General features: G+C 55.9%; 14 protein-coding genes. 4 read left to right on the top strand and 10 right to left on the bottom strand.

Going from position 1 to position 15,964, the window contains the following annotated elements; translation table 11 throughout:
* Positions 1-398 precede the first annotated feature (398 nt).
* The 3 genes from NLU14_RS05270 to NLU14_RS05260 are packed head-to-tail and all read left to right on the top strand — an operon-like array spanning position 399 to position 3,529.
* A complete protein-coding gene (locus NLU14_RS05270; protein WP_275705125.1) occupies positions 399-1,082 on the top strand; it encodes a nitroreductase in 684 nt (227 codons plus the stop codon).
* Positions 1,083-1,097: 15 nt separating this feature from the next.
* The gene (locus NLU14_RS05265; RefSeq protein WP_275705124.1) at positions 1,098-2,525 is read left to right on the top strand and encodes a hypothetical protein; all 1,428 of its coding nucleotides are present in this window, start codon (positions 1,098-1,100) and stop codon (positions 2,523-2,525) included.
* A 35-nt stretch (positions 2,526-2,560) separates the two neighbouring features.
* A complete protein-coding gene (locus NLU14_RS05260) occupies positions 2,561-3,529 on the top strand; it encodes an NAD(P)H-dependent flavin oxidoreductase (RefSeq protein WP_275705123.1) in 969 nt (322 codons plus the stop codon).
* A gap of 48 nt (positions 3,530-3,577) precedes the next feature.
* On the opposite strand, the gene NLU14_RS05255 is transcribed toward NLU14_RS05260, so the two are convergent.
* The 9 genes from NLU14_RS05255 to NLU14_RS05215 all read right to left on the bottom strand — a co-directional run bounded on the left by NLU14_RS05255 (position 3,578) and on the right by NLU14_RS05215 (position 13,269).
* Complete coding sequence (locus tag NLU14_RS05255; protein ID WP_275705122.1) at positions 3,578-4,360, bottom strand: enoyl-CoA hydratase/isomerase family protein; 783 nt, start codon at positions 4,358-4,360, stop codon at positions 3,578-3,580.
* 18 nt (positions 4,361-4,378) lie between these two features.
* Complete coding sequence (locus NLU14_RS05250; RefSeq protein WP_275705121.1) at positions 4,379-5,461, bottom strand: acyl-CoA dehydrogenase family protein; 1,083 nt, start codon at positions 5,459-5,461, stop codon at positions 4,379-4,381.
* Positions 5,462-5,511: 50 nt separating this feature from the next.
* Entirely contained in the window at positions 5,512-6,672 is a 1,161-nt protein-coding gene (locus NLU14_RS05245) for an acyl-CoA dehydrogenase family protein (protein WP_275705120.1), read from the bottom strand.
* A gap of 43 nt (positions 6,673-6,715) precedes the next feature.
* Positions 6,716-8,287, bottom strand: a complete 1,572-nt coding sequence (locus NLU14_RS05240) for an acyl-CoA synthetase (protein WP_275705119.1) — start codon at positions 8,285-8,287, stop codon at positions 6,716-6,718.
* Positions 8,288-8,334: 47 nt separating this feature from the next.
* Complete coding sequence (locus NLU14_RS05235; RefSeq protein ID WP_275705118.1) at positions 8,335-9,681, bottom strand: TRAP transporter large permease; 1,347 nt, start codon at positions 9,679-9,681, stop codon at positions 8,335-8,337.
* The gene (locus tag NLU14_RS05230) at positions 9,681-10,280 is read right to left on the bottom strand and encodes a TRAP transporter small permease (protein WP_275705117.1); all 600 of its coding nucleotides are present in this window, start codon (positions 10,278-10,280) and stop codon (positions 9,681-9,683) included. The genes NLU14_RS05235 and NLU14_RS05230 overlap by 1 nt, the downstream gene beginning before the upstream one ends.
* Before the next feature lie 142 nt (positions 10,281-10,422).
* Positions 10,423-11,499, bottom strand: a complete 1,077-nt coding sequence (locus tag NLU14_RS05225) for a C4-dicarboxylate TRAP transporter substrate-binding protein (RefSeq protein ID WP_275705116.1) — start codon at positions 11,497-11,499, stop codon at positions 10,423-10,425.
* Positions 11,500-11,607: 108 nt separating this feature from the next.
* Complete coding sequence (locus NLU14_RS05220; protein ID WP_275705115.1) at positions 11,608-12,675, bottom strand: C4-dicarboxylate TRAP transporter substrate-binding protein; 1,068 nt, start codon at positions 12,673-12,675, stop codon at positions 11,608-11,610.
* Positions 12,676-12,822: 147 nt separating this feature from the next.
* Positions 12,823-13,269 carry a PaaI family thioesterase gene (locus NLU14_RS05215; RefSeq protein WP_275705114.1) on the bottom strand — a complete coding sequence of 149 codons (447 nt, stop codon included), beginning with the start codon at positions 13,267-13,269 and terminating at the stop codon, positions 12,823-12,825.
* Positions 13,270-13,555: 286 nt separating this feature from the next.
* Here NLU14_RS05215 and NLU14_RS05210 point away from each other — a divergent pair, with 286 nt between their 5' ends.
* Entirely contained in the window at positions 13,556-14,335 is a 780-nt protein-coding gene (locus tag NLU14_RS05210; RefSeq protein ID WP_275705113.1) for an enoyl-CoA hydratase/isomerase family protein, read from the top strand.
* Between the two features lie 60 nt (positions 14,336-14,395).
* Here NLU14_RS05210 and NLU14_RS05205 read toward each other — a convergent pair whose 3' ends face one another.
* The gene (locus tag NLU14_RS05205) at positions 14,396-15,949 is read right to left on the bottom strand and encodes an acyl-CoA synthetase (protein WP_275705112.1); all 1,554 of its coding nucleotides are present in this window, start codon (positions 15,947-15,949) and stop codon (positions 14,396-14,398) included.
* Positions 15,950-15,964: the final 15 nt, after the last annotated feature.

The following is a 15,964-nucleotide window of genomic DNA, read 5'->3' as shown; positions in this document are numbered from 1 at the left end:
GATGTCTCCCGATGTTATTGTTGTTTCGACGTTAACCTGCCAACACAAAAAAGCATCGACAGATGAGCTGCTATAAAAAATATATGCAGTTCGCATCAACCTAAACCCTCAACCAGAACAGGTCAACGATTTCCCTATTTGCTAGTAAACCATTATTTTATTGATGGTATGCCGTTTTTAGATACCTAGATTTGGCTAGGGTTTAGCGCCACCTGCTTCAGGAAACATACATCTTCATCCAATATTCGGCCCCCAATCAGATCCCCACTCCGAAGCGGTGTCGCACTGCAACCCTATACAATTAAGGTATAGATTCAATAGAAAATATGCTTTTCCATAAGAAGCACTAACTTGCTAACGTAGGCGCTCTACCGTTCAAGCGCTTTCCGGAGAACACCATGGTCCCTGCTAAACCTTCCATACCGCTGATCGACGCCGTCACCTCACGACGCTCTATCAGAGGCTTTCTTCCTGAGCCGGTGCCCAGGGAAATTCTTGAACATGTATTCGAGATAGCCCAGCAGGCTCCCTCGAACTGCAATACGCAACCCTGGAAGGCGTTTGTGGCTTCCGGCGAAACGAAAGAGAAGCTCCGCCAGAAATTTCTTGAACGTCAGAAAGACGCCGTTCCCGGCAACCCCGATTTCAGTTACGTTTCCCGCTTTGAAGGCGAGTACCGTACACGCCAGGTTGAATGCGCTGTTGCCCTGTATAACGAAATGGGCATCGCCAGGGACGACAAGGCGGGCCGGTTGCGGGCCGTCAGACGCAACTTCGAGCTCTTTGACGCTCCCCATATCGTCTTTCTCGGCATGGACCGGCAATTTGGCTCAACCATCGCACTGGATGTTGGCATTTACGCTCAGACCCTGATGCTCACCATGCAGGCATTCGGGATCAGCTCCTGCGCCATGGGCAGCATGCGCGCCTACCCTGACCTGGTGCGCGAAGCCTTTGAACTCGATGACCAGACGGGCATTCTGCTTGGCATCAGCTTCGGTTACGAAGACCCTGAGGTAGACGCCAACCGGACACGCACGACGCGGGAACTGATGGAAAATACCGTCACTTTTCGCGAGTAATCCGGAAGGATAACCGTGAGCACCATCGCGCTGAGTCGCCCCAGAACCACTGACATCACCCTGGTGAGCCGGAATCTGGCCACTGTGAGCCTGCTTACCATTTCGGCGTGCGCGATCATCAGGGAGCTATCTCCGGTTCAGTGGTCCAGCCCGGTGGCGGGTATCGCATTACTGTTGTTCGTGGTGCTGCAGTGGCCCCGGATCAACCTCACCTATCGGATATTTGCAATTCTCGCCCCGGCGCTCGCCACCAGTCTCTGGCTCGCGGAGATGATTGATGGCGCGACCGTGGCGGCGGGTTTGGACCGTGCGGCCTTTTTCACCTTCTTCCTGACCTCCCTGGCGGTATTGCGTGAATCAGCCAAGTCATCGTCTCTGGTTCGTCGTTGTGGCAGGGTACTGGTCAATCAGCCCCCGGGACGCCGATACCTGCTGATGTCCTTCGGCTCCCATCTGTTCAGTGTCATGTTGAACATCGGTGCCCTGAATGTGCTGGGCACGATGATTCGCCGTGCAATACGTCCGTCGTCCGACCCGGAAACCCAACGGATCGGAGGCATCCGCCGCCGCCGAATGCTTACGGCTACTCTGAGAGGTTTCTGCGGCGTTCCCTTGTGGGCTCCGACCTCTGTCACCATGCTGCTGGTCCTGTCCGGTATCCCCGACCTGACCTGGGAGCAATACGCTCCGCTGGGGTTACTCTGGACCCTGTTATTCATCCTCTGGGGAGCCATTCTTGACCGTTTCTCTTACCCCAAACCAAAGACTCACAGGGTCAGTGGCGGGGGGTTGGGTCAGCTGATCCCCCTGGTGTTCCTGGTGGCGCTGATTCCCGGGCTGGCCTATGTGCTGGCACAGATCACCGGCCTGCAGCTTTTCTCGACTCTGCTCATGTGCGCACCGGTTATCGGCATCATCTGGATCTGGGTCCAGTACCGGGGGCTCAGGACCAGGGTGAAAGGCGGGTTGCTGCTGCGTCGGGTGCGACGTTCCTTCCCGGAAACGTTTACCAACCAGCGCAATGAGGTTGTGCTGTTCACCTCCTCCGGTTTTATCGGGGTGATTCTGATTCCGTTAATTGATCCGGAAGCTGCCAGTGCTTTCCTCGTACAGGCGGACATCAGCAACGCCACACTGATGGTCTGCATATCCCTGATCATGCTTACGTTTTCGTTTATCGGCATCAATGCGATCATCACCGTTACGCTGATGCTCGGGGCACTCCAGCAGATACCCAATCTGGATATTTCCCCGTTGGTACAGGCATCCGTTATCGCCATTACCTGGGCCATTTTTGCGGGCGCCTCTCCGTTTACCGCGTCACTGCGTTTCATTTCCAGTTTCTCGGATGTCTCACCGATACGGTTTGGCATCGAATGGAATGGATGGTTCAGCGCCAGCGCGCTGGCCATCATGTATATAACCCTCTACGCCTTGCTATAACCCGGTGTGGACACAACATTCAGGAGCAATTTTCCATGGGTCTTCCAGACAACATCAAAGATAAGCTGACATTGCCAGTCCTGTGCTCTCCCATGTTCATTATCTCCAATCCGAAAATGGTGATCGAACAGTGCAAAAGCGGCGTTATCGGATCCTTCCCGGCACTGAATGCCCGCCCGGCCGAAAAGCTGGACGAGTGGCTAACGCAGATTGATGAGGAGCTGGCCGCGTACAAGGCCGCCAATCCCGACGCCAAGGTGGCGCCCTATGCGGTCAACCAGATTGCCCACCCCACCAATGACCGCCTTGAGCACGACACTCAGGTCTGCGTGAAACACAAGGTACCCATTATCATCACCAGCCTGCAGGCCAACCCGATGGTGATAGAAGCCGTTCACAGCTATGGCGGCCTGGTGTTCCACGACGTCACCAACATTCGTCACGCGAAAAAGGCCCTGAGCCTCGGCGTCGATGGCCTGATCCTGGTTACTGCCGGGGCCGGCGGGCACGCCGGCACCCTCAGTCCGTTCGCGCTGCTCTCGGAAATCCGCACCTTCTTCGACGGTCCGGTGATACTCGGCGGCGCCATTACCAAAGGCAACCATGTCCTCAGTGCCGAGGTCATGGGAGCGGACATGGCTTATATGGGGACTCGTTTCATCGCCACCGAAGAAGCCAATGCCGAGCCCTCCTACAAAGACATGATCCTCGAGTCATCCGCCTCCGACATCGTCTACACCAACCTCTTTACCGGGGTTCATGGCAACTACCTTCGCGGCAGCATAAAAAAGGCAGGGCTGGACCCTGATAACCTGCCCTCCTCAGACAAAAGCAAGATGAGCTTTGGCTCCGGAGGCGGCAGCAAGAGTAAAGCCTGGAAGGATATCTGGGGCGCAGGCCAGGGTGTTGGCGGGATTACCCAGTTAATGTCCGTGGCGGACACAGTCGGCAGGTTGCGTGATGAATACGAATCGGCCAAGGCACGGGTGACTGGAGAACAGTAAGCAGTTGGTTTGTCGGATTAGGCGAAGTCGTAATCCGACACCTAAAACTCAGGACCGCGTGAAGTTGCCCTCGCGGCGCTCTGTGACCGCTGCCATCCCTTCTTTATGGTCGTTGGTCCGGGCTAACCAGACTTGCTCGGCAAACTCGTGCTCCAGCCGGCTCTTGAGTTCCTCCACCAGCCCATGCCGCAGTGTTGCCCTGGTGGATTCCACCGCAAGGGGAGCACACTGGGCGATTTCTGTGGCCAGTGCGATGGCCTCCTCCCGCACCTGGTCCGCCGGTACCAGTAGGTCGGCCAGGCCGTACTCCAGCGCCTCCTCACCTTTGATCCGGCGACCGGTCAGCAGCATCAGATTGGCCCGTTGCTGGCCAATCAACCGAGGCAACACCAGGCTAATACCAAAGCCCGGGTGAATACCGAGTTTGACGAAGTTGGCAGCGAACCGTGTCTCCGGGCAAACCACACGAAAATCCGGCACCAGTGAAAGCCCCAGACCACCGCCAATCGCGGCGCCATGGATGGCACCCACCACCGGTTTTTTGCAAGCGTAAAGCCGCGCTGCGGCCTTATACAAAGTGATCGCACTGTTATCCGAATCCGCCTTGAACAGATCACTGCCGCTTGACGAAAAATCGGCGCCTGCGCAGAACGCTTTCCCCTGGGCTGCCAACACTATTGCACGGCATTGGCTGTCCTGCTCCAGAGACTCGAAGCATTCCGCAATGTGCTCTATCAGGCGGACATCAAAAAAATTCAAAGGTGGCCGGCGAATTTCCACCACGGCGACGTGGTCGTGCCACTCAATCGCAACATCATCAAACGATTTCATCGGTTCTCCCTGTCGTTTCTAACGGGACACAATATCCCAGACCTGACCAGCTTCCGCACGGCCATGACAGATGTCATTGGCCACACTCATGCCGATGCGTTCGGACCAGTAGAACTCCGACCCGTATTCCTCACGCCAGCTCCAGATGCGGCGGCTGTATTGCTGCAGCGGGTATTCAAAGCTGAAGCCCATGGCACCGTGGGACTGATGCGCCAATCGGGACACCGTAGCAGCGCCTTCAGAGGTCACCACCTTGGCGGTCGCCACTGGCAGAAAAGCCACGTTATCACCACTGAACGGTTCGTGGTGTTCCGACAGCATCCGGATCGCCTGCTCAACGGCGGCATTGGCCAGAGCGCATTCACCGGCGATGTCCGCCACTTTGTGCTGAATCGCCTGGAACTTGCCCAGGGGGCGACCAAACTGCTGCCGTTCCTTGACATACCCCACCGTCAACCCGGTTATCTTTTCAAAAGCGCCGGCGATCTGACTGGCTCGTACCAGGGCACAGAATTGCCTGAGTCCGTCTTCAGTCATGCCATCAACAACCGGGGAAAGCTGTACCGGGCTCGCACCCTCCATCGTCACCCTGGCCCGGGCCTCGCCTGCAAGGCTCTCACTTTCTTCTATGGCCAGATTATCGAAAGCAAACGTGGCAACCCTGACCAGCCCCTGGTCGGAAACGGGAACCACCAGCAGTGATCCGCTAACCACTCCCGGCGCATTGTTAACCACACCAGTGACAGTCCCGTTATCAACGACCGGCAGTTGACCACCGTCAAACACCAGGGCAGCCCAGGTGTCCGCTACCTCAAGCCCACTCTCGGCAAGCACAAGGTTGGCAACCATGGTGTCCACCAGCGGCACCGGAACGGCAAAGCTGGCAGCCTGACGAATCAGATTAAACCCCAGGGCGAGAGAGCCGCCCACACCACCGGCTTTCTCCGGTACCCAGGCCAATGGGAGGCCTGCCGCCATCACCGCATCATGCAATTTTCCCGGGGGCTCACCGATCTCCGCCTGGTTGACCACTTCGGCCCCACAATGATCGGAAAACAGCCTGTAGGCCGTATCAAGAATCAGTTGGTCTGTTTGCTCCATATCACATCCTCTGATTGATCATCAGTCATTCGGATTTTACGCAGGGTGGCTTACCTCAACCCCATGCCCCGGGCGACAATGCCCTTGAGCACCTCATTGGTTCCCCCGCGCAGGGTGAATGACGGTTGGCGCAACAGGCTATCGGAGAGGAGATACTGCAGCTCGTCACCGAAGTTCTGTTTTAGCTGGATTGGCCAGAACTCACGTAAACGCTCGATAATGTCCTGCTCCAGACGCGTCCCCAGGTCTTTCACCAGGGCCGCCTCCACATCGGGGGATTGCCCCTGCCCGAGCAAGGCCGCCACACCCAGTGACATTGCACGCAGTGCCCGGATACGGGCCAGTATGCTGCCGACAACCCTGGCCTGATGCCCTTCCATCGACGCAGCACCCTGCTGAATCGACTTTTCAAGGGCAACAAAGGTGCTCAGGAAACGTTCCGGCCCCGACCGTTCCAGCGCCAGTTCGCTGGTAATCTGCTTCCAGCCCTCACCGACCGAACCGAGTACGGCATCGTCGGCGACGAACACCTTCTCGAAATGACTTTCATTGAAGTGTTCCACGCCACTCATGTCGCGGATGCCGCGAACCGTTACTCCCGGGGAGTCCAACGGAACCAGGAATTGCGTCAGCCCCTCGTGACGCTTCTTTTCGTTCCGCTCTCCGGTGCGCGCCAATACCGTCATGTACTGGCAACTCTGGGCGCCGGAGGACCAGAGTTTGGTTCCCGTAATTTCCCAGCCACCTTCAACACGATGGGCACGGGTTCTAACCGAGGCGAGATCCGAACCGGATTCCGGCTCACTGAGCCCCAGTGCCACGAAACATTCGCCAGCGGCAATACGAGGCAGTATGGTCTGCTTCATTTCCTCGCTACCCGTTGCCAGGATCAGCGGACCGCTCTGACGATCGGCAATCCAGTGCGCATGGACCGGCGCGCCAGCAACCAGCAGCTCCTCGGTAATCACGTAACGGTGCAGTGCACTGAGTTCACGGCCACCATACTGTTTTGGCCATGTCACACCAATCCAGCCACGTTCTCCGAGTTTACGGCTGAATTCCGGATCGATACCCGCACACCAGCAGTCCGTGCCGGGGCGAAAGCTGCCATTGCGAATCTCTTCCTGCAGGAAAGAGCGGACATCCATACGAAGGCTATCGACACTGTCATCGATCGCGGGGGCGGGAAAGTTGAAACGGATACTGTCCATAATCACCACTCAGTTCACAGGAAATACGTCTTGAGAAGAAAGGTCACTCTGCGTCACCGGAAATCATTGTCCTGAGTTCCGATTTAAGGATCTTGTTGACTGCGGATACCGGGAGCGGCTGCTCCATAAAAGTCACGCCCGTGGGGCACTTGTAGTGGGCAATGCGCTCCCGGCAGTAACTGATAATATCGTCCTCACTCACCACCACATCATCGGTCAGCCTTACCACAGCGTGAACAGACTCCCCCCACTTTTCATGGGGCACACCGATAACGGCACATTCCCGGACATCAGGATGACGAGACAAGACATTCTCGATTTCTATCGGATAGACATTTTCCCCTCCGCTGACAATCATGTCCTTGATGCGGCCCACCAGGAACAAATAGCCGTCCTCATCCAGGTAACCACTGTCCCCGGTGTAGTACCAGCCATCCTGCAACACCGCCGCCGTCAACTCCGGCGCTCGCCAGTACCCTTTCATGATATTGGCGCCTTTTACGGCTATTTCTCCGACTTCACCCACACCGAGGGTCTGACGTTCCGCGTTTACGATCCGGACATGGTTATGGAAAACAGGCCGCCCGACGGACTCCAACCGTGGCAAACGGGTAGCCTCCAGGGAATGGTCATCACCGTTGAGCACCGTGACCACCGGAGAGGCTTCCGTCATACCATAGGACTGGGCGAAAGACACTCCGGGCAACCGCTTGAGCGCCCGCTCCAGTAGCGCTACCGGCATCGGCGCCGCACCGTAGGTGATCATCCGCAGGCTGGACAGATCGAACTCCGCAAATTGCGGGTGATCAACCATGAGTTGCAGCGTGGTGGGCACCAACTGCATGGTATTGATGCGGTATTGCTCCACCAACCCCATCATCTCCAGCACATCGAATTTGGAGAGGATGACCGTGTGGGTCCCCATCATGGTCGCGGTATAGACCCGCGAGCCGGCGGCAGTATGAAACATGGGGCCCGCGAGTAGATGCGTCTCCCTTTCAACCGTTTCATAGAGGGAAAGACCACCGAGCGCATTGGTGAACAGATTAATATGCGTCAGCATCACGCCCTTGGAACGCCCGGTCGTGCCGCCGGTGTAGAAGAGAATCAACGTATCGTCATTGCCACTGGGCTGCAGATCCGTCTTTTCTGAACTTGTCAGCAGGTCTTCATAGGACAGAAAACCATTCGGTGCATTGCCCTCTCCCGCATAGACAACGGCTTTCAACCAGGGACATTCCCGACTGATAGCCCTGGCCTGCTCAATGTGGTCACGGTCTGCCAACAGCACCGTTGGTTCTGCATCCTGAATACAATCGACCATCTCATCCACGGACAGGCGGAAGTTCACCGGCACCGTAATCGCACCGGCCATGGGGGAGGCGAAAAACAGCTCAAAGCACCAGTGGGAATTGAAACCAAGATAGGCCACCCGATGCCCCACACCGACACCCAAGCTTGCCAATGCCCAGGCCAGACACTGGCAACGTTTTTCAGTTTGTTCCCAGGTAAACGTCTGCCCTTCGTCAGTTACCGATGGACTGTCGGGCCACCGACCCGAAGCCTTCTCCAGCAGGCTTACCACGGACACCGCGTGGGCACTCTCAGATATCATAGTTCCACTTCCATTCATTCGTTGAAGACGAAACCGGTCAACCCTCATTACCCCATGCTGTTGGGAATCAGCAGGGAAATAATGGGGAACGAGACAAGCAGCCCCAGCACGATGAGATCCGCGACCAGGAACTTCATCACGCCGAAGAAAATGGTGTGAACCTTGATCTCCCTCGTCACCACGCTATTGATCACGAAGACATTCATACCCAGAGGCGGTGTCACCAGACCAATTTCCAGCAACTTGACCACAACCACGCCAAACCAGATCAGGTCCATACCCATGCCTTCCACCAGGGGGATCACAAAGGGCAGGGTCAGCAGCATGGTGCCAATGGAATCCAGGAACATGCCCAGTACCACATAAAGCAGCACGATGAAGAAGAGCACCATCCAGTTTTCCAGCCCGAGGCTCGCAACAAAGCCGACAAAGGCCCCGGTCACACCGGTAAGGGAGACAAAGGAGACAAAGATCTTGGCGCCAATGGCGATGAAGAACAGTGACGCGGACTGGAACGCCGTTTCCTTCATTGAGTTCAGGAAATCAGACCAGGTCAGGCGGCGTGACAGTACGCCAAACGACAGCGCAAACACCAGGCAAACCGCGGCTGCCTCAGTGGCGGTGAAAAAGCCGCCGTAGATACCACCGATGATGATGGTCATCAGCATCAGTGCCGGCCAGGCCTTGATTGCAGCTTTCAGCCGGTCACGACCGGTAAAGTTCAGATCTTTCGGGGCCGGGGCATCACCCGGTTTCAGCATGGCCCAGATAACGACCACAACAATAAAACCTGTAATCGTCAGGATGCCAGGCAAGACACCGGCCAGGAACAGCTTGTTTACCGACTGCTCCGTAAACATGCCATACAGAATAAACAGGACACTCGGAGGAATCAGGGAGCCCAAGGTGCCGCCCATGGCAACGGTTGAGGTTGCCAGTTGCTTGTTGTACCCAAAGCGCAGCATTTCAGGCACACAGATCCGTCCCATGGACGACGCGCAGGCAAGACTCGACCCGGTAATCGCGGAGAACCCGCCGCAACCAAACAATGACGCAATGGCCAGCCCTCCAGGCATTTTCGCCAGCCACACCCGGACCGCCTCATAAATATCGGTGGTAATTCTAGAGTGATAGGCAATGTGGCCGGCCGCAATAAAGAGCGGGATCATGCTCAGGGAGTAAGAGTGGATAAAGTCAAAGGCGTTGGACTCGATCAACGCCATCGCCGGGCGCAAACCGCGCTCGAGCATGAACTCACCACCGGGCCGCCAGGCATAGGCAATCAGCGAACACACGGAGGCCACACCAACCAGCACGTAGGCGATCGGCACCCGCATGATCATGAGACACAGTGCGGCAGCAAACCCCCAGCCACCGATTACGGATGCTTCCATCAGTCAGATACCTCATCAGTCATAACGATACGCCGGCTTTTGATCACCCCCAGGGCCTCGAGGGAATCGTAGATCGCCAGGTCAATCAGCCGGATGAAAAACAGGAAATACCCCAGGAAAAACATCGTATGTCCCGGCCATTTAGGCAGCTCCATCAAGCCGAAGAAATAGGCCCCTGATTCAAAGGCATCCACCATCGACAGGTATCCGGCATAGGTAATCGGGGCGACAGCAACCAGGCCGACCACTGCGGTTAATACATTAAGGATCTGCTGGAATTTAGGGCCAAGCCTCTGGGTAAAAATCTCCACCGAGATGAATCCACGACTGGCGGCGACAAACGCCAATGGCAGGATCAGCGCGCCTATCATCATTTCACCGACGATCACCACCTCATCCGGGATACCGGAAGTGGAGAACGTGCGTAACAGGACACTCGTGGTGATGATTGCGCACAGACCAAGAATGCAGATCACGCCGAACAGCAGGAATGCGTTTTCCAGCCAGGCCAGCGAACCTCTCGCGTAGCCCAGTGCCTTCCAGGAAACAGAAGACTGGTCGTGAAATGGCGTTCGTACAGTGCGCTCAGTGACGACCATGTACACCTCCGATAGGATTCCGCCCGTATCCGGGACAAATCCGTCTGATCAATGGGTTATTGTTGTTATCAGTTGAATTCAGGGGCAGGCACCTGCCGGCAGGCATGCTGACGGCAGGTTGCTCGCGGCCAATGTTGTGACATCAGCCCTTTTGCCAGGGATAGCCTTCCTCGTTGACTCTGGTTTGATATTTCTCCAGCAATCCCTGATATTCATCCCAGATAGCCTGGCCATCAAAGCCCGCTTTGTTCATATCCTCAATCCAGGCCTGGATATGCTTATCCGACTGGTCAAAGAGTTTGGCTCTCTCCTCATCGGACCACTCGATCACTTCCACCTTATTGCCCAGTTCCCCGGTGGGTAGCTTTTCAATCACTTCCTGACTTTCACTGATCACCGCCTGGGCATAGAAGTCGATCATGTTCGACCCGACCTGCCGGATCATGCTCTGCTGGTCAGCAGAAAGGTCATCCCACGTCCATTTATTCATGACCATCGCAAAGCCAGAAATCTGCCCCCAGTTCATCAGGGCGACACTGCTGGTGACCTCGGGGGTCTTGAATGCCTTCATGGCGTACAGATATCCGCCAGAGCAACTCACCAACCCTGTATCCAGCGCCTGATAAACCTCCGAGTAGGTGAAATTCACCAGATTGGCGCCGACATCATCGAGAATCTTCGCGTAGATCGCCGAAGCGCGAACTCTTTCCCCCTCGAAATCTTCCAGGGATTCCAGGCGCACGCCCTCAGTACACTCGAATTGCATCGGCGTGGTCGTGTAGTTTGTGATATACACAACGTCATTGTCAGAGAACGCCTGCTGTAGCTGCTGGTTAGTGGTCATCAGCTCGTACATGGCTCGCATGCCCACCCAGGGATCCGACTCAGGTACCGGGATGTCACCAACGCTCAACGCACGCATTTTCTGTGGTGCATAAGCTGCAAGCACGGTCCCCATATCCGCCGTACCGGCGGACACCCCGCCAAGAATGGCACTGTATTTCAGAAGTGCCCCACCCCAGTGAATGTCCAATGACATATCACCACCGGATGTCTCTTTCAGCTGATCGGCAAAATATTGCAACGCCTCGGCACGGGAACCACGGTTAGGCGTTGCCTCTGCGTACCGGAATGACATCTCGGCCACTGCCTGGCCGGCGGTCGCCAGCGAGAGCAGAGATCCAAAAGCGAAAGACTTCAGCATCTTGTTTACAAACATTTTATGTATCCTCTTTGCCTGCGCCGGGGTGACAGGGCCACCCTAGCGCTATCTACTGCAGCTGGGCACCGGAAGGTTCGACCAGATGCACCCCATATCCGAATCCGGTCAGCCCTCCCAGGGATAACCGCCTGTTTTGAGTTCATCCTGGTACTGTTTCAGCAACTCAATATATCTGGACCAGATCCTCTCACCGGAAAGCCCCATCTCATTTGCCTCGGCAATCCAGCTGTCGCGATACTTGAGTGTTGTATCCAGAATCTTCTGACGCTCTTCCTCAGCCATGCGGGTCACCGGGACCGTTTTGCCAAAGCTACCGTCGTTCAGTTTTCCCGCAACGTCATCGGATTCGGCAATCATGAGACGGGCGAAGTGATTGATCATATTGGAGCCGGCCTGCAGCATGATGTCCTGCTGCTCCTCGTTCAGTTCAGACCAGGTGTATTCATTCATTACGATGGCAAAGCCAAGGAGCTGCCCCCAGTCGACACGGGTGACTGTCTCAACCACTTCATAGGTCTTGTAGGCGCGCATGGTGTAGAAATAGCTGCCAAGACAATCCAGAAGCCCGGTATCGAGCCCCTGGTAGACCTCGCCAAAGGTCATTCCCACCATGTTGCCCCCGAGGTCCGCCAGCACATTGCTGTAGGTACCGGTGGCCCGAATACGCTTGCCCTCAATGTCATCAACCGTGCGGATCTGATTGCCCTCAGTGCATTCAAACTGAACGCCGGTGGTGCTGAAGTTACTCAGATAGACCAGGGATTTATCGGCGAGGGATTGTTTGAGCTCCGATTGGGTAGTCATCAGGTCGTACATCGCCCGCATGCCAACCCAGGGGTCGGAGTATTCGAGGGGAATATCACCGATGCCGAGCGCCTTGAGCTCCTGCGGCTCATAGGAAGACAGCACAGTGCCCAGATCGGCGCTGCCAGCGGACACGCCGTCCATCACGCCGCTCCATTTCAACAGAGCGCCGCCCCAGTGGATATCAATCTTGAGTTCACCAGAGGACAGCCGTTCGACTTCATCGGCAAAGAACTGGACAGCTGCCGCACGGGTGCCACGATTAGGCCCGCCCTCGGCGTATCGGAGTGTGATGTCGGCAGAGACTTGGGCGATACCAGCGAAGGTAAGAACTGATGCCGCCAGAAGTGACTTGATTGTAGATATCATTACATTGCTTCCCTATCCGGGTATTTGTTTTTGTTGGATTCAGCAACAGCAGCTGATTACCACAGCCCCAAACTAGCACCGGAAAGCAATATCAACAACGACCTATATTTTATACAACCTATACCCCAAATATATACCATGAAGCAGTCAGTCAGCTGGTACGCCCTCTTCCTTATCACCACCGAGCACATAACGAAGAGCACCCTGCCCAGTCGCTACAAGTCCCTCATCAGAGCTGATCCTGGCCTCTACAAAAAACATTTTCCGGCCGCGGCTGACCAGGTTGGCCTCAACCCTCAAACGCCCCTCTTTCACCGGGCTGATGAAGTGCGTGTTCATGGAAACCGTGATGCAACGTCGAACGTTGCCGGGAACCGAACAGTAAGTCCCGCACAGTCCCGCGGCGCTGTCCAGCAGAGACATGAAAACCCCACCGTGGACAAAACCATTACGGTTGAGATGTTTCTCGGTCATTTCCACATGAAGCACAGCCTTGTTGGGAGCCCATTCCGTCACGGTAAAACCAAGCACCTCACGGAAGCCGTTTATGCTTTCTGCTTCAAATTTCAGATTCTGGTTGTTGTTCGTAGTCATCAGCGCACCTGATCAGTCAAAGACATCTTTGGGCGGGATATTTCACCCTTTTATATACATTTGTTCATTCTGATAGTGATGGAGAATAGCAAACTAACCATCAGCCTACCGTGAACCCTCAAACTAACACCACGGATCTTTTGTAGCCTTTATATTTTGTCGATAGGCCCCATGCCGATCGGATATAAGGCATTTATGCAATCCATGGATATCCTGACAGTACCGCAGGCCAGCCCCAGACAGGGCCGGTTCTCTCAAGCCATCATTGTCAATAACGGGAATATCCATGGCGGACTTAATAAGTGAAATAACAAACCATGTTCTGATCATCACCCTGAATCGGCCAGACAAGCTGAACGCACTCAGCCCTGACATGCGTGAAGGACTCATCGGGTTACTTCAGGAACAGACGGACAATCCGTCCTGCCGGGCCGTTCTGATTCGTGGTAACGGTCGGGGCTTTTGCACCGGAGCCGATGTACAGCCGGAACAGATCCTCAAACGTCGCGAGCACATTGGTGAGGAGGTAGAAGCAGGGATTAATCGGATCATTCGTTTGATCACCAACCTTCCGGTACCGGTCATTGCAGCAGTGAACGGGCCAGCAGCGGGAGCCGGTGTCAGTCTTGCCCTGGCGGCAGACCTGATGCTGGTTAACCGGGACGCACGCTTCCATCTGTCGTTCGCCCGGATCGGCGCTGTCATGGACGGTGGTAGTTCGTGGTTTCTGACCCGCACCATTGGTGCCCGGCGAACAGCCTCCCTGGCCCTCACCGGAGGTAATTTCAATGCTGAACAGGCGCTGGAGTGGGGGCTGGCTTACCAGGTGGTGGATAATGATGAGCTACTGGACACAGCAACCACCCTGGCGCTGAAGCTGGCCTCCGGCCCGACTACAGCTCTGGCTCTGATCAAACACCAGATAGCGCAGGCGGAAACCCAGGATCTGGACAACACCCTCACTCTCGAGGCCCGATGCCAGCAGACTGCTTTCAATACGGATGACTTCGTTGAAGGCATCAGTGCACACCAGGAAAAGCGCAAGGCCAACTTTTGCGGCAATTGATCCCACTCCCCAAGGCAGGCCTTTTATGGGGCCTGCCTTGGGGGATCGAATGCTGGACAGTCAAATCTTTCGGCCCGCTTCCTGCCAATATTTATCACGCAGGCGACGCTTGAATATCTTGCCGGAGTCCTCCCGTGGCAGGTCTGAGCCGATTTCTATGGTTTTGGGCACCTTGAAGCCCGCCAGATGCTCACGGAGGTAGACCTTGACTTCCTCCACACAGATACCGTTAGCGCCTTCCGCTTCAACCACCGCCATCACCGATTCGCCAAACTCCTCGTCGGGAATCCCGAAGACCGCGCAATCCTTGATCCCAGGGTAGTTGTGCAGCACCGATTCGATTTCCGCCGGATAGATATTCACGCCACCGGAAATCACCATATCCTTGACCCGGTCGGCGATGAACAGGAAACCATCCTCATCCAGATAGCCCATGTCGCCCGAGGTAATGAAGCCATCCCGGTCGATTTCTGCCCGGGCTTCGGGTTTGCCGTGATAGGTGAAATCCAGCAACGGGAACCGGGAGTAGATCTCCCCCACGGTATTGGGGGGCAGGCGGTTGCCCTCTTCATCCAGTATCCGGATTTCCGCCTCCGGGACCGTCTTGCCCACACTGCCCGGTTTCGCGAGTGCTTGCTCAGAGTTACAGGCAACAACCGCACTGGATTCGGTGGAACCATAGAACTCGTTGATCACCGGCCCGAACCACTCGATCATCCTGCGTTTCACATCCGCCGGACAGGGCGCCGCCGCATGGATAATGAATTCCAGGGAGGACAGGTCATACCGGTTGCGCACCGTTTCAGGCAGTTTCAGCATGCGAATGAACATGATGGGGACCATAATGCCAGCCGTCAGTTTGTACTCCTCGATCAGCCCCAACACGCCCTCGGCGTCAAAGCGGGGAACGATCACTAACAGGTCACTGATCTTTGAAGCCTGCATGCTGTATCCGTTCGGTGCGCTGTGATAAAGCGGACCAGGCACCATACAGCGGGCGCTTGGCGCACAGCCGTAGACCCTGGAGCGAAAATCACGCATCTGTGCCGCGCCTTCCTGATCCAGCGTAACACGGCGCACGCCCTTGGGATGTCCAGTTGTGCCTGAGGTATACAGCATGGACGACGGCCCGGCCTGTGCCGGCTCGGCAATGGGCTCCTCGGCATCCAGCCAGGTCTGCCAGTCAGTCACGCCTTCCGGTACAGAGCACACGTCCGGTTCCAGACCAAACGCAGTCCGGATATCTTCGGGAGTTTCTACCACCAGGCACTGGACCTCACCAGGTATGGCATCATGGATCCGGCGCCACAGGTCGGCGTGGATCACGATCACCCTGGCACCGCAATCTTTGAGGATATATTCCAGCTCTTCCCCGGCCAGGTGCCAGTTAATAGGCACTCCGTAGGCTCCAACATAATTGGCTGCATGATTTGCCGTCAGGAAGGGAATATCATTGCGCATGAAAATGCCCACACAATCGCCCGGCTGCACGCCCATACGCTTGAAACCGTTGGCTGCCTGACGGATGTTGTGCTGGAACTGTTCATGAGTCAGGTGCCTGCTGCCGCAGACAATGCCTTTGAACGACGCCTTATCGATTGTTGTATTTGTCACTGCGTGTCTCCTGTG

The sequence above is a fragment of the Marinobacter iranensis genome (genome assembly GCF_029207565.1).
GTDB lineage: Bacteria > Pseudomonadota > Gammaproteobacteria > Pseudomonadales > Oleiphilaceae > Marinobacter > Marinobacter iranensis.
The sequence above is the reverse complement of the archived record's forward strand: the minus strand, read 5'-3'. Positions and strand labels throughout refer to the sequence as shown.